This window comes from Syntrophobotulus glycolicus DSM 8271 (assembly GCF_000190635.1).
Taxonomy (GTDB): Bacteria; Bacillota; Desulfitobacteriia; order Desulfitobacteriales; family Syntrophobotulaceae; genus Syntrophobotulus; species Syntrophobotulus glycolicus.
Window position 1 is genome coordinate 162573 of record NC_015172.1, and the last position, 18665, is coordinate 181237.

19 protein-coding genes and 1 other RNA gene are annotated in these 18665 nt (G+C 45.2%); 13 read left to right on the forward strand and 7 right to left on the reverse strand.

Going from position 1 to position 18665, the window contains the following annotated elements:
• Positions 1-2: 2 nt before the first annotated feature.
• From SGLY_RS00785 to SGLY_RS00805, 5 genes are all read right to left on the reverse strand, one after another.
• A complete protein-coding gene (locus SGLY_RS00785) occupies positions 3-1577 on the reverse strand; it encodes a permease (RefSeq protein WP_013623397.1) in 1575 nt (524 codons plus the stop codon).
• 4 nt (positions 1578-1581) lie between these two features.
• The gene (locus SGLY_RS00790) at positions 1582-2514 is read right to left on the reverse strand and encodes a CobW family GTP-binding protein (RefSeq protein WP_013623398.1); all 933 of its coding nucleotides are present in this window, start codon (positions 2512-2514) and stop codon (positions 1582-1584) included.
• Positions 2515-2555: 41 nt separating this feature from the next.
• Positions 2556-2969: a Fur family transcriptional regulator gene (locus SGLY_RS00795; RefSeq protein ID WP_013623399.1), complete on the reverse strand. Its 414-nt coding sequence runs from the start codon at positions 2967-2969 to the stop codon at positions 2556-2558.
• Positions 2970-3087: 118 nt separating this feature from the next.
• Entirely contained in the window at positions 3088-3903 is an 816-nt protein-coding gene (locus SGLY_RS00800) for a metal ABC transporter permease (protein WP_041444894.1), read from the reverse strand.
• A 27-nt stretch (positions 3904-3930) separates the two neighbouring features.
• Complete coding sequence (locus tag SGLY_RS00805) at positions 3931-4584, reverse strand: metal ABC transporter ATP-binding protein (protein WP_013623401.1); 654 nt, start codon at positions 4582-4584, stop codon at positions 3931-3933.
• A 142-nt stretch (positions 4585-4726) separates the two neighbouring features.
• Between SGLY_RS00805 and SGLY_RS00810 the strand changes: the two genes are divergently transcribed.
• The 7 genes from SGLY_RS00810 to nifJ all read left to right on the forward strand — a co-directional run bounded on the left by SGLY_RS00810 (position 4727) and on the right by nifJ (position 13202).
• Positions 4727-5638, forward strand: coding sequence for a metal ABC transporter substrate-binding protein (locus SGLY_RS00810; protein WP_013623402.1), 912 nt, complete (start codon positions 4727-4729; stop codon positions 5636-5638).
• Between the two features lie 125 nt (positions 5639-5763).
• Positions 5764-6030: signal recognition particle sRNA large type (gene ffs, locus SGLY_RS17335), an RNA gene on the forward strand.
• Positions 6031-6122: 92 nt separating this feature from the next.
• Complete coding sequence (gene dnaX, locus SGLY_RS00815; RefSeq protein WP_013623403.1) at positions 6123-7718, forward strand: DNA polymerase III subunit gamma/tau; 1596 nt, start codon at positions 6123-6125, stop codon at positions 7716-7718.
• Positions 7719-7783: 65 nt separating this feature from the next.
• Entirely contained in the window at positions 7784-8119 is a 336-nt protein-coding gene (locus SGLY_RS00820; RefSeq protein WP_013623404.1) for a YbaB/EbfC family nucleoid-associated protein, read from the forward strand.
• Positions 8120-8143: 24 nt separating this feature from the next.
• Positions 8144-8740, forward strand: a complete 597-nt coding sequence (gene recR / locus SGLY_RS00825; RefSeq protein WP_013623405.1) for a recombination mediator RecR — start codon at positions 8144-8146, stop codon at positions 8738-8740.
• A gap of 98 nt (positions 8741-8838) precedes the next feature.
• Positions 8839-9093, forward strand: a complete 255-nt coding sequence (locus SGLY_RS00830; RefSeq protein ID WP_013623406.1) for a pro-sigmaK processing inhibitor BofA family protein — start codon at positions 8839-8841, stop codon at positions 9091-9093.
• A 572-nt stretch (positions 9094-9665) separates the two neighbouring features.
• Positions 9666-13202: a pyruvate:ferredoxin (flavodoxin) oxidoreductase gene (gene nifJ / locus SGLY_RS00835; protein WP_013623407.1), complete on the forward strand. Its 3537-nt coding sequence runs from the start codon at positions 9666-9668 to the stop codon at positions 13200-13202.
• Positions 13203-13291: 89 nt separating this feature from the next.
• Here nifJ and SGLY_RS00840 read toward each other — a convergent pair whose 3' ends face one another.
• The gene (locus SGLY_RS00840) at positions 13292-13489 is read right to left on the reverse strand and encodes a CDIF630_02480 family spore surface protein (protein ID WP_013623408.1); all 198 of its coding nucleotides are present in this window, start codon (positions 13487-13489) and stop codon (positions 13292-13294) included.
• Between the two features lie 169 nt (positions 13490-13658).
• Here SGLY_RS00840 and SGLY_RS00845 point away from each other — a divergent pair, with 169 nt between their 5' ends.
• From SGLY_RS00845 to rsmI, 6 genes are read left to right on the forward strand one after another with little or no spacing between them, the layout of a single operon-like run.
• Positions 13659-13970 carry a sigma factor G inhibitor Gin gene (locus SGLY_RS00845; RefSeq protein WP_013623409.1) on the forward strand — a complete coding sequence of 104 codons (312 nt, stop codon included), beginning with the start codon at positions 13659-13661 and terminating at the stop codon, positions 13968-13970.
• Positions 13971-14024: 54 nt separating this feature from the next.
• On the forward strand, positions 14025-15476 hold the full coding sequence (locus tag SGLY_RS00850) for an aminotransferase class I/II-fold pyridoxal phosphate-dependent enzyme (protein WP_013623410.1): 1452 nt from the start codon (positions 14025-14027) through the stop codon (positions 15474-15476).
• 33 nt (positions 15477-15509) lie between these two features.
• Positions 15510-16370 carry a DNA polymerase III subunit gene (locus SGLY_RS00855; protein WP_242822965.1) on the forward strand — a complete coding sequence of 287 codons (861 nt, stop codon included), beginning with the start codon at positions 15510-15512 and terminating at the stop codon, positions 16368-16370.
• Positions 16363-17109: a PSP1 domain-containing protein gene (locus tag SGLY_RS00860; protein WP_013623412.1), complete on the forward strand. Its 747-nt coding sequence runs from the start codon at positions 16363-16365 to the stop codon at positions 17107-17109. The genes SGLY_RS00855 and SGLY_RS00860 overlap by 8 nt, the downstream gene beginning before the upstream one ends.
• 2 nt (positions 17110-17111) lie before the next feature.
• Positions 17112-17420: an initiation-control protein YabA gene (locus SGLY_RS00865; protein WP_013623413.1), complete on the forward strand. Its 309-nt coding sequence runs from the start codon at positions 17112-17114 to the stop codon at positions 17418-17420.
• Positions 17421-17437: 17 nt separating this feature from the next.
• Complete coding sequence (gene rsmI / locus SGLY_RS00870; RefSeq protein WP_013623414.1) at positions 17438-18307, forward strand: 16S rRNA (cytidine(1402)-2'-O)-methyltransferase; 870 nt, start codon at positions 17438-17440, stop codon at positions 18305-18307.
• Between the two features lie 43 nt (positions 18308-18350).
• Here rsmI and SGLY_RS00875 read toward each other — a convergent pair whose 3' ends face one another.
• Positions 18351-18608, reverse strand: coding sequence for an AbrB/MazE/SpoVT family DNA-binding domain-containing protein (locus tag SGLY_RS00875; protein ID WP_013623415.1), 258 nt, complete (start codon positions 18606-18608; stop codon positions 18351-18353).
• Positions 18609-18665 lie beyond the last annotated feature (57 nt).

Consider the following 18665-nt stretch of genomic DNA (forward strand, 5'->3'; position numbering starts at 1 on the left):
ATCTACATCCCTCCCCAACCGGAAAACAGAAAGACGACCGCAAAGCAGACAATAAATGCCGTCAGTAATAATTTCGCAATAAAACGCTTCGAAAATCCCGCAGAGAGCATCAGCACATTTTTAATATCCATCATCGGTCCGAATATCAGGAATCCCATGACTGCTTCCAGCGGGAATTGAGTGGCAAAGCTGCGGGCAATAACGGCATCGGAGGATGAACATAAAGAGAGGACAAACGCCATCCCCATCATGAGCACAATGGATACCGCCAAGCCAGCCCCACCCTGAGCCGCTGTGAATATCCCGGATCCCAGAACCTGGAAAATGGAGGCGATAAAGCCCCCGATCACTAAATATTTTCCGACACTGAAAAATTCCGCCTGGGAGTGACGGATGAACAAACCGGCTTTCCCCCTGAAAGTGGGGATTGATTCGGCGTCCTCGTAACAGCCGCAGCCGCACATCAGCCTGTCGAACGTTCCCCCGGTTAAGACGCGGCCTTGTGGTGGCCGGACCGCAAAAATAAGCCCAATCATCACGGCGGCTATGATTCCCAGGCCTACACGTCCAAGCACAACCGTCAGGTTGCCGCTGAAAGCGTAATAGGTTGACAAAATGACCACTGGATTGATGACCGGAGTGGCCGTCATAAAGGTAACAGCTGCGGGGAGCGGAATCCCTTTTTTCACCAGGCTCCTGAAAATAGGAATGGACGCGCAGTCACAAACGGGAAGACAAAAACCAGCGATAAGGGCCACCAGCATTCCCATCCCCATTGATTTAGGGAACCGGCGTTCAATGGCCTTTTGTGGAATAAAAATCTGAATGGCGGATGAAAGCAGGACACCAAGCAGCAAAAAGGGAACAGCCTGCAGGAGGATCCCTAAAAATAGATTGATTATCGTATTGACCGGTATCTGGAACAGCTCTAAAACCGGTCTGGCAACAAAATACAGGGCGGTCAGCACGACGGCCGCCAGAAGAAACAGATTGACAGGATGCTCTTTCTTCCTGAATAGCTGTTTAGAGAAATCGCTATATGATTTGACCTCATAGGTATTAATGCCGGGGTTCAGGCCGTCCAGCAGGCGGCGGATGCGGTTGTGAGTATTGGCCGAACTCACATTGCGCAGGACGGCAAAATCGCTGTTGGCAATCTGCTCGGGCAGAGCGCCTCCCGTTTTGCCGAGCAGATTTTCTATGTTTGCCGCGTCCGCAAGGTGAATCACTTGCTGAATTTGACAAAGACTGCGCAGTGAGGAATGCAAAAGCAAGGACTGCAGCTGGGAAAATGGGACGACACCGTTCCACTCGATCCAAATTTCGTCAGGCAGGCAGTTTTGTATCCAGCCGTAAATTTGTCCGGTGATTTGATTCGGATGTTGTTCTAAAGCTTTTTTCGAAAAGGTAATCTGCTCGCAGTTAGGATACCGGCTGTGAAACTTCTCTTCGCCGGTCTCGAACTGAATAACAAGTATCCCGGAGTCCCGGCAGTCCTGTCTGTTCAGCAGGTGATTCAGAAAGGTGGTTTTCCCGGCGTCCAGAAAGCCGGTGATCACATAAACGGGTATCGCCATCCTATTATTCTCCGCTGAAGAGACCGGCCAGCTCTTGTCGGTCCAGATTGCGGCCGATGAGGCAAAGCGTGTTGCCTCTGGTGGTACAGCTGGTGATCCGGATATCCCCGGGGAGGTATTGCAGGTTCACATATCCGCCGGAGGTGCGCAGAATGCCTTTGGCGCGCAGGACGGTTCCTCCTGTGATCCGCTCCATATGCGCCACCCGCGCTTTTAATTCCTCCGGGCTGAATACCCGCTTTGTCTGTATGGTAACGGTATCAAAGATATCTTCGGCTGAATGATTGTGACTATGATCGCAATCATGGTCATGAATATGCTCGTGACCATGGGTGTGCTCGTGGCAATGGTCCTGTGGAAATAAAATTTCGGCAGCGTTGATTTGATCCCAGGGTTTTGCCAGGATTGAGGCGTGCGTATTGAGGTCTCTTATCAGTTTGTAAACGTCTTTTATCTCCTCAGGGCAATCCCCGGTGCGACTAAGCAGGATAATGCCGGCATTCCGGATTTGATCCTCGAAAAACTCACCAAAATTATCAAGATACAGTGCACAGCGGTTGGCGTCGACGATTGTTATTTTTCCCTTCACCTCGGCAAGCGGTTGAAGGCGCGGGTCCGAGCAGGCTTTCACAATATCTGAAAGCTTACTGACGCCGGACGGCTCAATCACAATTTTATCCGGATGGAAACGATCCAAAAGCTCTTGGAGAGCTTTAACAAAATCACCTGAAAGGCTGCAGCAAATACACCCGGAATTAATCTCTCTCACTTCAATGCCGCCGGATCGCAGCAGGGCGGCATCAATACTGATTTCACCGAAATCATTTTCAATAAGGACGACCTTCTCTTTCTTAAAGGTCTCTCTCAGCAGCTTTTGGATCAGCGTGGTTTTTCCCGCTCCCAAAAAGCCCGCTATGACGTATATTTCTGTAGCCATGCGCGCCTCCCTGAATAAACATTAATTTAAGATGACAATTGTCAGTTTGGGTGACAATCCCTGCAAAATCCAAATACCTCCAGATTATGGCCCATAACCTGAAAATCCTCATCTTCGAGTTTGGGTATAAATTTCTCCATCGGGCAATCAGCCATCGGTATCATCTTATGGCAGTTTATACAGACAGCATAATGCTGATGTTTAAAGCGATTGAGTTCATAAACAGCCATCTCGTTATTGATCACAGTGGTTTTAATCACCAGGCCTTTTTTTATGAAAAGCTCCAGAATCCGGTAGACGGTGGACAGCCAGGCGGCGTCTCCGTTTTTTTCCATTGCGGAGCAGATGTCCGATGCGCTTAAAGGTTTTTCAGAGAGCTCAAGCACCGTAAGCACACTTTCCCGCTGCCGGGTTCTTTTTAGTCCCGCAGGCCAGTTAGTCTGTACTGTTTTCAATGAATCCACCTCATTTACTCCATTTATATGATCCGGAAATGCGTATTATTCGCATTTATCATTATAGAGTGGACAATTTTAAGAAGTCAAGTATTCCAAAGCCGCCGGTATATGGGCATTATTGACTGCAGGCCGCGCCCACACTTGTCTGCAGCTTTTTGGCGAGCAAAACCAAGACCAGGACGGCAACCGAAATAAGGGCGGTAAAGCCACCGGGGGCAACATTGAGATAGTACGATAGAAACAACCCCAGCATGATGTCTATAACGCTGAAAACAATGGAAAAGATCAAGGTGAATCGAAATCCTTTCCCAAGCTGCATGGCTGTGGCGACGGGAAGGGCAATCATGGAACTAAGGACCAGCACGCCGACGATTCTGATGGATACGGCTATGGCCGAGGCGACCAGGACGGAAAAAACATAGTTAATCAGTCTGACTTTGACGCCCGCTATTCTAGCGGCCTCCTCGTCATAGGCGATATAGATCATCTGATGGTAAAGGAAAATGAGCGTTAGAACGGAAACCGCGCTGAGGATCAGCACCATGATCATATCGAACCGGGTAACGGTCAGGATACTGCCGAACATAAATGAATCCGCACTGGCGTGGAGCTTTCCGGAACTGATGATGGTAATGGCGGTGCCTACGCTCAGAGAAAGTACGATGGTGAGAATCAAATCCGTGTACTTCTGGAAATAGCTGCGCAGGAACTCGATCAGCGCGCCACAGACCGAGGTAAAGAGAAAGGCGCCAAGTACGGGATTTTGGTTCAACATCAGCCCTATGGTGATGCCGGCCAGCGAGGCATGAGATAAGGCGTCCCCGATCATGGAATACCGGCGAAGAACCAGAAAAATACCGATGCAGGGGCATAAAATCGAAATAAATACGGAAACGAAAATCGCGTTTTGCATAAAGCTGTAATGAAACATAGTCAGCATTGTTTGTCGCCCTCTCCCTTATTTTTGGAAAAACTCGTCGGCGTATTGCCGGGGGGTACAGAGATGCCCCTGACCGCCTGTCAGATGGTAAATCAAGGTTGAGTTGGAAATGGCGGCGTCCAGGTTGTGCTCGACGGAAATAATGGTAATGCCGTTTTCCTGGTTTATTTTTTTCAAAAAACCATAAATCTCTCTCTGGCTTTTGCGATCCACCCCGGTTGAAGGCTCGTCCAAAACCAGCAAATCTGGTGCTCCCATCAAGGCCCTGGCAATCAATATCTTCTGGCTCTGGCCGCCGGAGAGGGTGCCCATCAGCGCGCCTGTGAAGCCGGACATTCCAACCTGTTCAAGATTTTCCACAATCGTGTCTTTATTTTTGATCCGCAATAATTTGCGGTAAGAATTCAAGGCTTCATAGACGGTAATGGGGAAATCCGAGTTGGAGAAATCCTTTTTTTGGGGGACATAGCCGATTCTCTTGGCTTGAGAGGCAATGCTTCCGCCTGTGGGTTTGATGAATTTCAGGAGCAACCTCATCAGTGTGCTTTTGCCGCTGCCGTTTTCACCCATTACCGATACGTACTCTCCACCGCAGATTTGCAGATTGATCCCCTCCAGCAGGTACGGAGGCAAACCCGTATAGGAAAAGAATAAATTTTCGGCTTTAATCATGAGAGATTCCTTTCTGCACGCAGTACTCATTATTATTGAAAATGCTTATCATTCGCAGTTGACAAAAATATCCTTAAAAACTAATATATATTATAGATGCAAATGGGAAGCGTTTGCAAGTAGAGTATGGGAGGTCGAAAAATTGTTAAAAAGGTGGACTGTTTTGCTGCTATGTTTGCTTGCTGTCGTGAGCTTTCCGGGGTGTAGCAGCAATAATCCGGTAACGAAAACGGAAGAAAGCAAACTCGAGGTTTCCGTAACTTTTAACGCGCTGAAAGAATTTGTTGCTGCTGTGGGAAAGGATAAGGTAGAAATTTCAACACTTATACCCGATGGGATGGAACCTCATGATTTTGAACCAAAGGCGCAGGATCTCACCGGTCTCAGTACGGCCAAGGTTTTCGTGTACAGTGGATTGGGCATGGAAGGATGGGTGGAGGAAGCGATTAAAGCGGCCAATAATGCCGGTCTGATTGCAGTGGAAGCGTCCAAAGGCGCTGGAGCGATTGCCGGCGCGGAGCATGAAGGGGGAGAGGAACATGGGCAATATGACCCCCATATCTGGCTCAGTCTGAAGGGGGCTGAAATTGAGGTCAATAACATCAGGGACGCTCTCGTCCAGGCAGATCCCGCGAATAAAGACTATTATGAAAAAAACTGCAATGATTATATCTCCCAACTCGAAAACCTTTACAACGAATATCACGGAAAATTCCAGTCCGCGCAGAAAAAGAGCTTTGTAACGGGACATGCTGCTTTTGCCTATCTCTGCCGGGACTTTGGCTTAGAGCAAAACAGCGTGGAAGACGTTTTTGCGGAGGGCGAACCCAGTGCTCAGCAATTGACCGAGCTCGTAGAATACTGTAAGAAAAATAAAGTAACCGCCATTTTTGCCGAAGAAATGGCCAGTCCGGATGTTTCCCAAACACTGGCCAAGGAAGTCGGCGCCAAAGTAGAAACCATTTACACGATAGAAAGCAATGAGGATGATTTGACTTATCTGGAACGGATGACGGACAACCTGTCCAAGATTTATGAGAGTTTGATCGAATAAACCGCTTGTGTAACCCTTTAAAAGGACGGGATTTGCAATATTCTTATAAAAAATTTATTTGATATCGTGAAGAGCTTATTAGCGGGCTTTTTATTTTCAAAGGATTAATGGTATAATAGGTTTGGCCGTGCTAGATGGGGAGGTAGCGGTTCCCTGTAACCCGCAGTCCGCTGCAGCGGGATCGAATTCCTTTGTGAGGGCCTAATTGTCGGAGCAGTCTGTGCATCTGAAGTGATGACATTCTGGTCTTGCGCAACGGAATGCTTTGAACCGTGTCAGGTCCTGACGGAAGCAGCACTAAGGAGATTTTTCCGTGTGCCGCAAGGTTGCCGGAAGGGAACTTCGGTTTACAGGTAACGTCCGGTGGTTATGGTTCGGGCAAAGGTGCACGGTCTTATTTTCTTAAGGTGGTTAGAACCATCTTTTTTATTACGTTAAAATCAAGCCGGCAAAAACTGAACCGGTATGGATGAAGGTGAAGGAAATGGCCTATTTGGCGCTTTACCGGGAATGGAGGCCAAGACGATTTCAGGACTTGGTCGGACAGGAACATGTGAAAAGAATTCTGACAAATGCTCTGATCAGCAATAAGGTTGCCCACGCCTATCTTTTCAGCGGTCCCAGAGGAACGGGAAAAACCACGGCGGCCAAGATCTTAGCCAAGGCTTTGAACTGTGCTTTTCGCCGGGGGGAGGAACCCTGCAATGAATGTGATTCTTGTCAGGGAATTGACCAGGGGCAAGCCATGGATGTTTTGGAGATTGATGCGGCCTCCAACCGCGGCATAGATGAAATCCGTAATCTCCGGGAGAATGTTAAGCTCGCTGCGACATCAGGGGAATACAAGGTTTATATTATTGATGAAGTGCATATGTTAACGGCAGAGGCGTTTAACGCATTGTTAAAGACCCTTGAGGAGCCTCCGACAGGAGTGGTTTTTATTATGGCCACAACTGAGCCGCATAAAGTTCCTTTGACAATCCTTTCGCGGGTTCAAAGATTTGAATTTCACCGGATTTCCCCGGAAATGATTGTTCAAAGATTACAGGAAGTCTGTGATTCGCTGGATCGTAAGATAGCTGAAGAGGCTTTGATGGTTATTGCCTCCAAAGCGGAAGGCGGACTGAGGGACGCGCTGAGCATTTTGGACCAGTGTCTTCTCCATGAAGGGGATATTACCCTGGAATTTGTGTTTGAAATTCTTGGTGTTGTAGGAGAAAGCTTTAGCGCAGATCTGCTGGAGGCGATTCTCGGAGAGGATTGCGGGCTTGTCCTGACCAAGCTTAATGATGCGGTAGCAAAGGGGAGGGACCCCCGTCAGATCATCAGGGAGCTGCTGGAATATCTTCGCCAGGGATTGCTTTTTGGTGCGGGAGGGCGGGAACCGATGCTTTCGCCTCAAATGAAGAACAGGCTGACACAACAAGTCGGTCAAGCAGGCATCGAAAAAATACTGGCCTTGATCAATGTTTTGCTCAAGGGAGAGGGAGAACTTCGAGCCGCTCCTAATGCAAGACTTAGTGCTGAGATGGTTTTGGTTCAAGCGGTTTTCCAAATGCAAAGCTTTTTGGCAGAACAGCCTGCGGGATTTTTGCACGACAAGAAAAGTCAAAAACAAAACGAACAAAAAACCGGAGAGCAGAAGCTGCCCCGACCCAAACAAATGGCACAGGAGCAAGCCGGTTTTAATAAAATAGAACAAAATCCAATGAATAACGAGTCGAGATTAGATATCGCTGCAGTCTGGCCTCAGGTTTTAGAAGGAGTGCGTAAGAAAAAGAAATCAACACACGCTTTTCTTTTGGAAGCACATCCGGAAAGGATTGAGCAAGACAAATTGGTGCTCGTTTTTAAGGAGGGATATTCTTTTCACCGGGATAAATTTGAACAACCGGAGAACAGGAACATTGTTGAAGAAATCCTCGGACAAATCACCGGAATTCGCTTAAGTCTCCATAATATGATGGAAAACGAGGTTGTTTCCCAGTCTCTCCCCGGAGAAAAAAAAGTTATTGATATCGTAGGGAAAGCTAAAGAAATCTTTGGTTCGGATCTTGTAGTGGTCAAGAAAGAGAAGTAAAATGATACGGTGACAACAATGAAGGAATGATATCAAAAGAATATTTTGATAAGGAGTGTATAATTATGGCCTTTAAACCACCAGGTGGAATGGGAAATATGAATCAAATGCTTAAACAGGCGCAGAAGCTCCAGCAGGATATGCTGAAAGCCAAAGAAGAGCTTGGAGATAAGACGGTTCAGGCTTCCTCCGGCGGCGGAGCGGTTGAAGTGGTTGTCAGCGGCGACCTTGAGGTGAAAGAACTGAAAATAAAACCTGAAGCTGTAGATCCGGACGATGTCGAAATGCTGGAAGACTTGATTAAAGCCGCGGTTAACCAGGGAATCCGCAATGCGCAGAATATGGCGGAACAAGAAATGGGAAAATTGACCGGAGGCTTGAATATTCCCGGATTGTTTTAAATATAAAGGCTTGATTGGTATATTATGGATTTTTTTTATTATCCTCAGCCTTTGGCTGATTTAATTGCAGCGTTTTCAAGACTGCCCGGCATAGGGCCAAAGACTGCCGGCAGATTGGCATTTTATGCCCTCCAGCATGCAGATGAAGCTACCGGACTTTCAAAGGCCATCAGTGCCGCCCTTAAGGATATTCGGTATTGCAGTATTTGCGGTAATTATACAGATTCCGATCCCTGCCGGATATGTTCCAGTCCAAAACGAAACAGGGAAATTCTTTGTGTGGTCGAGCAGTCCCGGGATGTTGTGGCCCTGGAGAAGACTGGGGAATACAAGGGATTGTACCATGTTCTGCACGGGGTGCTTTCTCCTATGGAAGGGATAGGGCCGGAACAGCTTAATATTGGTGGTCTGTTGTCCAGACTGGAAGGAGTCAGTGAAATCGTAATTGCGGTTAACCCTACTGTTGAAGGAGAAGCTACGGCTTTGTATCTGGCCAGGTTGCTTAAGCCTTTGCAGATAAAGGTCACCAGAATTGCGCACGGGCTGCCTGTTGGCGCTGATCTGGAATATGCTGATGAAGTGACAATTGCCAGAGCATTGGAAGGAAGAAGACCGCTGTAAAAAGATCATGGTCCGGTTAAAGAAGGAATGAAGGCTACAGTCATATCTTGTCCGCTTTCCGCATAGAATGCAGTAATTCGGAAGTGGGAGAGAATGGTATGACATTTGTTTTTATGATACTGTTTGTTATTTTGTTATTATTGGTGGTCATCTCCTCTTTGAGAAGACCAAATCAGCTGATCAGGGTTATGATCCATATGCTTGGCGGAGTGGTCGGATTATGGCTGATCAATCTTTTGCTCAGTGTAGTAAATATTCAAATTCCGATTAATATTTTTACGGTGATCTTGGTTGCTTTTTTAGGTTTTCCGGGAGTGATTGTTTTAACGGTCTTTCAGTTTATTGGAGTATAGCCTCTGAGATCACAAGCTTATTTGAACAAAAGCGAAGAAAACCGGCAGTCCTTCAGTCATAGAAGAAACAGGAATTTATGGTACATTGTAACATATTTTGCAGAATAATAATCCCTTGACGAGAAGAAGAAGGAAATAGTATACTATACTTGTTCAGGGAACTATGCAAAATAGTTCCCTCGGTTTGTATTCGCTAAAATTTGTGAAAATTCAAAATAATACATATTCTTTCGGAAATCGAGTTGATTTGTATGCTGACATGTGCAAACAGTAACATATGGAAATTGTGATTGTAGTCCAGCCTGAAAAATATTCCGTAGTCTGCATCATTTCATGAAGTTCAGGAACACCTGTATAGTACGTTTTTCATTTGCTTATCCTTATCCTATATATATTTACTGTTTTCCGGTGTTTTCCAACTGTTTAAATTAGGAGGTGGTTTAGCTGTCGGTAATGTGCCGGAAGGCAAGGCCGGATAAACAGAACCCTTTGATGAATTGGATTTAGGGTAATGTTTCATAATAAAGAGAACCTTTAAATTTAAATAAATTTTATGGGGAGGAACAATTTCAATGGCCAAAATGAAGTCAATGGCTGGAAATGAAGCTGCGGCTTATGCGTCGTATGCGTTTTCCGAAGTCGCAACGATCTATCCAATTACTCCTTCGTCTGACATGGCAGAATTTGCAGATGAATGGGCTGCTCATGAAAAGAAAAACCTTTTCGGTCAGACAATGAAAGTAGTGGAAATGCAGTCTGAGGCAGGTGCAGCAGGTGCAGTTCACGGATCACTCCAAGCAGGAGCTTTGACAACTACTTACACTGCATCACAAGGTCTTTTGCTCATGATTCCTAACATGTACAAAATTGCCGGGGAGCTTCTTCCTACGGTTTTCCATGTTAGTGCCCGTGCTGTAGCGGCACACGCCCTTTCTATTTTCGGTGACCATCAGGACGTAATGTCCGTCCGTCAGACAGGGTTTGCCCTTCTGGCATCTTCAAATGTTCAGGAAGCTTTGGATATCGGCATGGTTTCTCATCTGAGCACACTGACAGCCAGAGTGCCTTTCCTGCACTTCTTTGACGGATTCAGAACTTCTCACGAAATTCAAAAGATCAGCCTGCCTGAGGATGAAGAGATCAAACCTCTCATTGATACGGATGCTCTTAAACGTTTCCGTGATAATTCTCTTAATCCTAATCATCCTTGCCTCAGAGGTACTGCCCAGAATCCTGATATCTACTTCCAGGGCAGAGAAGCTTCCAATAAATTCTATGTCAATGTTCCTGATATTGTAGCTGACTATATGAAAAAATATGGCGATGCGACCGGCCGTTACTACAAACCATTCGAATATTATGGTGCCCCTGATGCTGAAAATATCATCGTTGCTATGGGTTCGGTTACGGACACCATTAAAGAAACGATTGACTATTTAGCAACAAAAGGCGAAAAAGTCGGCGTGATCATCGTTCATCTTTATCGTCCTTTCTCAGCAAAATATCTTCTTGATGTCATACCTGCTTCAGTGAAGAAAATTGCAGTGCTTGACCGCACAAAAGAACCTGGTTCACTCGGCGAACCGTTATATCTTGATATTGTCGACGTATTCTACAATAATGATAAAAAACCGATCATTGTCGGCGGACGTTATGGTTTGGGTTCCAAGGATACAACTCCTTCCCAGATCCTTGCAGTATACGAAAACCTGAAGCTCGATCAGCCTAAGGACCGTTTCACTGTTGGTATTGTTGATGATGTTACATTTACCTCACTGGAAGTTAAAGAAGAAATTGACACCACTCCGGAAGGCACAATCAATTGTCAGTTCTGGGGCTTAGGTGCAGACGGTACAGTTGGCGCCAACAAACAGGCAATTAAAATCATTGGTGACCATACCGATCTGTATTCTCAGGCTTACTTTGCTTATGACAGCAAGAAATCCGGCGGTACAACCGTATCTCACTTAAGATTTGGGAAGAAAGAAATTAAAGCTCCATACCTGGTGCAAAACGCAAACTATGTCGCTTGTCACAACCAGGCTTATGTTGATAAATACAATCTCCTCAAATCCTTAAAACCGGGTGGTTCATTTGTTTTGAATACCCAATGGACCGTTGAGGAACTGGATGAAAAACTTCCTGGTTCACTGAAAAAAGCAATCTACGATAAAAAGGCAAACTTCTACATTGTTGACGCCATTAAGATTGCCAAGGAAATTGGCTTGGGCGGCAGAATCAATATGATCATGCAGTCCGCGTTCTTCAAGCTTGCCAATGTTATTCCCATTGATGACGCCATCAAATATCTGAAAGACTCCGTTGTGAAGACTTACGGTAAAAAAGGTCAGGAAATTGTCGACATGAACTATAAGGCTATTGACGCCGGTGTTAATGCCATTGTAAAAGTTGATGTTCCTGCGTCCTGGGCCAATGCGGACGCTAACGACGGGATCTTCCTCGGTGATGAAAATGATCCTGCGTTCATTAAAAAGGTTGTTCGTGTAATGGCCGCTCAGGAAGGGGATACTCTCCCTGTAAGCGCATTCGACGGTTATGAAGACGGAACATTCCCAGCCGGTACTACCGCCTATGAAAAACGCGGTATTGCGGTAACGATTCCTCGCTGGATCAAAGAAAATTGTATCCAATGTAATCAGTGCTCTTATGTTTGCCCACATGCAACAATCAGACCTTTCTTGCTCGATGCTGATGAAGTGAAAAAAGCTCCTGCCGGATTTGAAACCATCAAAGCAAGCGGGAAAGAGCTTGAAGGCTTACAGTATCGTATTCAGGTAACTCCTCTTGATTGTACCGGTTGCGGAAACTGCGCAGAAATCTGCCCGGCTAAACAGAAAGCGCTGGTGATGAAGCCTGCTGCTGAAGAAACCGAAGCAGAAATTCCAAACTGGAATTATGCGCTTACTGTTTCTGATAAAGATAACAGGATTGCGAACAAATATACGGTCAAGAACAGCCAGTTCCTCCGTCCGACCTTTGAGTTCAGCGGAGCATGCCCTGGTTGCGGTGAAACTGCATATGTCAAACTTCTGACTCAGCTCTTTGGTGACCGGATGATGATTGCCAATGCCACAGGCTGCAGCTCCATCTGGGGCGGTAGTGCTCCTTCCGTACCTTACACAGTAAATGCTAAGGGTCAAGGTCCTACATGGGCAAACTCCTTGTTTGAAGATAATGCTGAGTTTGGTTATGGGATGTTCCTCGGTGTTACACATCAGCGTGTAAAAATTGGCGAAGATATGACCGAAGCGATTAAACAAAATATTCCGGATTCCCTTAAAGAAGCGTTCAAAGAATGGATTGCCAGCATGTATGATGGCGATGCTTCTAAAGCTGCCAGTGTGAAAGTTGAAGCTGAATTAGCAAAAGTTGATCTGAATGCTAATCCTCTTCTGAAAAGCATCGCGGACAAGAAAGATCTTTTCGTCAAAAAATCCCAGTGGATTGTTGGTGGGGACGGCTGGGCTTATGATATCGGCTTCGGCGGTTTAGACCATGTTCTCGCTTCCGGTGACGACATCAACATCATTGTTCTGGATACTGAAGTATACTCCAACACCGGCGGACAATCATCAAAATCAACCCCGCGTGCTGCTGTTGCTAAATTCCAGGCAGCCGGTAAACAGATCCGTAAAAAAGACCTTGGGATGATGATGATGAGCTATGGATATGTCTATGTTGCACAGGTTTCCATGGGTGCCAGCTTACAGCAGACCCTGAAAGCCTTCCAAGAAGCTGAAAACTACAAAGGACCTTCCGTAGTAATCTGCTATGCTCCTTGTATTACACACGGTATTCGTACCGGTATGGCAACAAGTATTACCCAAGCCAAAAAAGCTGTTGAAGCAGGTTACTGGCACACTTACCGCTTCAATCCAGATCTTCTGGAAAAAGGCGAAGCTCCATTTACCTTGGATTCCAAAGAGCCATCTGCTTCCTTCAGAGACTTTATTATGAGCGAAGTTCGTTATACGTCACTCATGAATACCTTCCCGGATACCGCTGAGCTTCTGTTCCAGGGCGCTGAAAAATTTGCCGGCGAACGTTACAGAACTTACAAACGTCTGGCAGGACAGGCTTGGTTCTAAGATTCAGGTTAAAAAAGAGATTTACAATAGTTAATCTGGAGGCAATGTCAACATTGCCTCCAGATTTTTTTTCTTAGAATGACTGCGGACTATTTTTTGCTTTCGTTATCTACCCAGCCTTTGGCGTCAATAGTATCTTGTAAAGGCGGAATAGCGACATTGGATTCAGGTTTGAAATATTGCGCCTGAGACCATGCTGTCGTTGTATGTGGTTCGGACTCCAGAGACAATTCTTTCGGAATTTCTTGCCGTAAATCTTTTGTTTTTGCAGGGTGTTTTTTTGACATGCGAAATTACCTCTTTATTTTTTAGTATTTCATAATTCATTTTAATCATGCTTTTAATCTCTCTGGAAATAATCGACAATGAATACTAATAACCATTTTTTTCGGTAAGAATATACATATCAATAGAGGATTGAATCACACAGCAATTTGATTAAGGAGAACAAGATTCATGCCAAAAAATCAAAAGAAAAATTCAAGAAAAACTGAATTGAAAAAGCGGGCTGATCGAATAGGAGAAAGTACTTACCGAAAAGATGAAGAAGAAATGAACAATATTTATCCTAAGTGCATGATCTGCGGAAAAAATCCAGAGCAAGGCTTGCACGACGGACTTTGGCTATATAGGAAATTTATCTGCTCAAATTGTGAAAATTCGTTGATTTCCGTTGAGGAGCAAAAGGATTATGACCACACCATAAATGTGATTAAGGCAATCCTGTTTGGTCATAGGTTACAGTCTAAAAAATGTATGTTAAAATAAAGAAGACTGAAAATAACCGCAAAAACATTGACCTTAGATTTTTGGAGGTGCCGGGTGTATCCTATTGGGAACGGAATAAAGGAGTATCTAAATTCGAGGAGAATCTCTTTTCATACACCCGGACATAAAGGCCAAGAGACAATCCATGCCGGTATCGCTTTTCCGGAGGCTGATTTGACGGAATTACCGGGATTGGATATGCTCCACTCGCCGACAGGAATAATCGCCGAGGCTCAGGCCCAAACAGCCAGGATTTTTGGGGCTGATGAAACCTTTTTTCTTGTTAATGGGGGAACAGTAGGAAACCAGGCATCCTTGCTAGCCATTGCCAACCAAAACCCGCCTTCAGCTTTAGCGAAAACAAGGATCAGAGTGCAAAGAAATGCGCATAGATCTGTTATCTCGGGGCTGGTACTATCAGGACTCAGGCCAGAATATGTTCCTTCGGTGATTCATCCTGATTTTAACTTGGCATTGGGGTTGGATTTGCCCAGATATATGGCAAACGCGGAGGGAACGGCAGCATTTCAGATCACAAGTCCGAGTTATTACGGGACTTGTGTTGACTTGGGACAAATGGTAAGTATACGCAACGAACAATATCCTGAAGCTCCCATCCTGGTTGACCAGGCACACGGATCGCATTTTGGGGCGCATGGGTTTCCCCCTAACGCTTTGAGCCTGCAGGCAGACATTGTTGTACACAGCACTCATAAAACACTGGGTTCACTTACCCAGACGGCCTTGCTTCACGTTCTGGGAAGCAGGATAGACCGGCATAAAGTTCGACAGAGCTTAGAAATACTTCAGACATCCAGTCCGAATTATATTTTGATGGCTTCTCTGGAAAAAGTAGGAGAGCAGGTTCGCGATGCGAAAGCTTGGGATATTCTGTATTCGGAAGTTCATGAGCTGCACGCCAGGCTGGAAAATAAGATCCGGATACTGGGGGCTGGGGACAGAGGGAGATTCGGCATTAATGACTTGGATTGGTCGAAAATTCTGATCAATACTTCAGGTCTGTTCCTGTCCTGTGAGGAGATAGTAAGGCTTCTTAGGAATGAATATGGAATAGAACCGGAACTATGGGATGATGAGAATATTTTGTTTATGCTTGGGATTGGCAGCGACCCAAATGATGTCAATTATTTAGCCGGATCTCTGGAAAATATACTGAATAGAGACGGACAAGCCAAGAAGAGCCAGGCGCAAAAAAAAGCTAAAGTTCAACCGGAGATTGAACGCTGGAACTATGAGGATATTCCCAGACTGAGGCTGACACCAAGAGAAGCATGGCTGGCGCCAAAGAAAAGGAATATCGCCTTAAAGGATTCTCCGGGTCTGATCTCCGGCGAAACAATAGCAGTATATCCGCCGGGAATTCCCTTAATTGCCGCCGGGGAAGAGATCACCCCGGCTCTAGCGGATTTTTTGGCCCATCATGAGAAACGAGTCCGCTTTCAGGGATGGCAGGGCTATGGAGTCATTAATATTATCGATATTTAATGGTATAATGAAATGAGTATGAATTATTCTTTAATGAAACGAGCAGCTGAGCAGGGGAAGCTGGCACATCTACTTTTATTTTATAACAGCGGTGAAAAAGAGAGGACAGAGGCGGCCCTGGAACTGGCTATGCTCCTGAATTGCTCTTCTGTAAAAGACCGCCCTTGCCATGAGTGTATTTCATGCCGAAAAATCAGCCAAGAAAATCATCCCGATATCCACATCCTGAAGCTCCAGAAAAGCAGTATCGGAATTGAAGAAATCCTCAAAATGCAGGAGAATATCTATAAAAAACCTTTTGAGGGGAAATATAAGGTTTATTTGATCGAGCAGGCGGACAGGCTGACCCTTCCCGCAGCCAATGCTTTGCTGAAGGTTGCGGAGGAGCCGCCGGAGAATACTTTGCTGATCTTAAGCACAGCCAATTCAGAGAGGATTATTGCCACCTTGAGAAGCCGGGCACAGGAGGTATACTTTCCGGTTCCGGATAAGGACGTTTTTCTGAGGAATGGGATTGAGTCAGAAACTTCAGGAGAGATTGATTATGAGCTTGCTTATAAACTGGGCGGCCGGGATCCCGATCTGATTCGCCGGATTGTCGCTATGGGAACAGAACGAGTTGAAAATTGGCTGGAAACCTATCTCGCAGTAATTAAAGGTGATTTTTTAAAGATGTATTCCTTGTTTCCGTTGGATAAAGAAGAGGCATTGGTGCTGGTACAGGTTTTACAGATATATTTCATGAAAGAAATCACTGAAGGCAGAGTCCCGCCGGCCTACCTTCCATCAATTAATCAGGCTGTCATCGCATTGCAAAGACAAGCCAACAGTCGGCTGGCAATAGAAGTTCTTGCCCTTAAACAGATGAGAATTGGAGGAAACACACTTGGCTAAGGTTGTTGGTGTACGCTTTAAGGCTGCAGGAAAGATTTACTTTTTTGCCCCGGGCAATCTGGAAATTAAACAGGATGATGCCGTTATTGTCGAAACAGCCAGAGGGACGGAATACGGGAAAGTCGTTCTCGGCTTAAGGGAAGTCAGTGATAAGGAAATTATTGCTCCTTTAAAAGAGGTCATTCGTAAGGCCACTCCGGAAGATACAAAGATTTACCACGGCAATAAAGACAAAGAGCAGGAGGCTTACAAGATTTGCCTGGAAAAGATCGCTGCGCATAAGCTGCCGATGAAGCTGATTGATGTTGAATATACCTTTGACGGCAATAAGATTATTTTTTCCTTTACAGCGGAAGGCAGGGTTGATTTCCGTGAATTGGTTAAGGATCTTGCGTCAGTGTTCAGAACCAGGATAGAACTTAGGCAAATCGGAGTCAGAGATGAGGCAAAGATGTTGGGCGGTCTGGGCTGCTGTGGGAGAGAGTTATGCTGTACAACATTTCTTGGGGACTTTGAACCGGTCTCGATCAGAATGGCAAAGGACCAGAATCTGTCACTCAATCCGACTAAAATATCAGGTATTTGCGGCAGATTAATGTGTTGTTTAAAATACGAAAACGGATGCTACGAATGCCAGTCAAATCAAGAAAATAAAAAATTCCCGTACAGTACGGAGATATGGGAAGATGATGTCTCTCCGGAAGATCTTAAGAAGCTGGTCGACGAATCGGAGGAATAAAATTGGGTCAATTTACCCAGGCTATATCAGAGATTGAGGATCATTTAGGCAGGCTGCTGGATGAAATAAAAAGCTTAAGGCAGTATGTTCAGTACCTGGAAGAAGAAAATATTAAACTGAAAAGACAAATTTGCGCAGTTTCTGAGGCAGATACCGAAAGAGTGCAAAAAAACGCTGCTAAAATTCAGAAAGAGGCTCATGAAAACTTGGAACGGCTTTATTTAGAAGGATTTCATGTCTGTCATCTGTATTTTGGAGAGCAACTCGACGGGCCATGCTTATTTTGTACTGCTTTTCTGAAAAAGGACTGAACAAGTAGGGAGAAAACATGTCAGAAAGTGATCATAAAGGAAGCTTATATATTTGCGCTACTCCGATCGGCAATCTCAGTGATGTTACCCTAAGGGTACTGGATACGTTGAAAAAGGTTCATTTTATCGCGGCGGAGGATACCCGGCATTCCAGAATCCTGCTCAATCATTATGGAATAAAGGTTCCGTTACTCAGTTACCACGAACATAATGAAAGAAAAAGAGCGGAAGAAATCATAGAAGCACTAAAATCAGGGCAAGATGTGGCCCTGATTTCTGACGCCGGAATGCCCGCGATATCTGACCCCGGACAGATACTCATCAAGCGGTGTCAGGAAGAAAAGATTAGCGTTGATGTTTTACCGGGCCCTAATGCAGCTTTGACAGCCCTTGTTCTTTCGGGGATAAGTACGGAGCATTTTCTGTATCTGGGATTTCCTCCCGCCGGGAAAAGTGAGCGCAGAAAATTATTAGAAAAAATTAAAGAGCTGCGATTTACATTAATTTTCTATGAAGCCCCTCACCGTTTGCTTGATACCCTACAGGTGATGCATACCATGCTGGAAGACAGGGAGGCTGCTGTTGTCAGGGAATTGACAAAGATACACCAAACCGTCCATAAGGGGAAAATATCGGAGTTGATTCAAGAGTTTGAACAAAAGGCGGCAAAGGGAGAGTGCTGCATCATCATCAGCCCTGCGGAGGATATCCAGGATCATGGAGATCCGGATTTATGGGTTAAAGAGTATCAGGACTTAAAAACGCAGGGGATGCCCCCAACAGAGGCAATGAAAAGGATAGCGAAAAAATACGGAGTAAGCAAAAGAGAGATCTATAAAGCGACCCTGGACAATGAGAATAAAAAAGAAAGGCATAAGCCTTTCTAAAACAATCCTGAATATGATATCGTATGTTTAAAGAAAACAATTATTAGACAGCTTTATTGGCGACTTCGCCCATGGCAGCAGCACAGTCCATACAAACATTTTTGCCACGGAAGTTTTGCACATTGCTGGCGTTTCCGCAAAAGACGCAAGCCGGTTCATACTTTTTAAGGATGATTTTTTCTTCATCAACATAAATTTCTAAAGCATCTTTTTCATCGATTCCTAAGGTTCTGCGCAGCTCGATAGGTAATACTACTCTACCTAATTCGTCAACTTTTCTGACGATTCCCGTTGATTTCATCATTTCTCCTCCTTCTTCCAACAACTTTCGACATCTATTAACCTTATCTTACCAATA

Excerpts from the sequence above, each read along its gene's own strand:
- SGLY_RS00845 (WP_013623409.1), top strand. The coding sequence starts at position 13,659 with ATGCCAAAAAATCAAAAGAAAAATTCAAGAAAAACTGAATTGAAAAAG.
- rsmI (WP_013623414.1), top strand. The coding sequence starts at position 17,438 with ATGTCAGAAAGTGATCATAAAGGAAGCTTATATATTTGCGCTACTCCG.
- SGLY_RS00805 (WP_013623401.1), bottom strand. The coding sequence starts at position 4,584 with ATGATTAAAGCCGAAAATTTATTCTTTTCCTATACGGGTTTGCCTCCG.
- recR (WP_013623405.1), top strand. The coding sequence starts at position 8,144 with ATGGATTTTTTTTATTATCCTCAGCCTTTGGCTGATTTAATTGCAGCG.
- SGLY_RS00790 (WP_013623398.1), bottom strand. The coding sequence starts at position 2,514 with ATGGCTACAGAAATATACGTCATAGCGGGCTTTTTGGGAGCGGGAAAA.
- SGLY_RS00785 (WP_013623397.1), bottom strand. The coding sequence starts at position 1,577 with ATGGCGATACCCGTTTATGTGATCACCGGCTTTCTGGACGCCGGGAAA.
- SGLY_RS00800 (WP_041444894.1), bottom strand. The coding sequence starts at position 3,903 with ATGTTTCATTACAGCTTTATGCAAAACGCGATTTTCGTTTCCGTATTT.
- nifJ (WP_013623407.1), top strand. The coding sequence starts at position 9,666 with ATGGCCAAAATGAAGTCAATGGCTGGAAATGAAGCTGCGGCTTATGCG.
- SGLY_RS00830 (WP_013623406.1), top strand. The coding sequence starts at position 8,839 with ATGACATTTGTTTTTATGATACTGTTTGTTATTTTGTTATTATTGGTG.
- SGLY_RS00875 (WP_013623415.1), bottom strand. The coding sequence starts at position 18,608 with ATGAAATCAACGGGAATCGTCAGAAAAGTTGACGAATTAGGTAGAGTA.
- dnaX (WP_013623403.1), top strand. The coding sequence starts at position 6,123 with ATGGCCTATTTGGCGCTTTACCGGGAATGGAGGCCAAGACGATTTCAG.
- SGLY_RS00840 (WP_013623408.1), bottom strand. The coding sequence starts at position 13,489 with ATGTCAAAAAAACACCCTGCAAAAACAAAAGATTTACGGCAAGAAATT.
- SGLY_RS00820 (WP_013623404.1), top strand. The coding sequence starts at position 7,784 with ATGGCCTTTAAACCACCAGGTGGAATGGGAAATATGAATCAAATGCTT.
- SGLY_RS00855 (WP_242822965.1), top strand. The coding sequence starts at position 15,510 with ATGAAACGAGCAGCTGAGCAGGGGAAGCTGGCACATCTACTTTTATTT.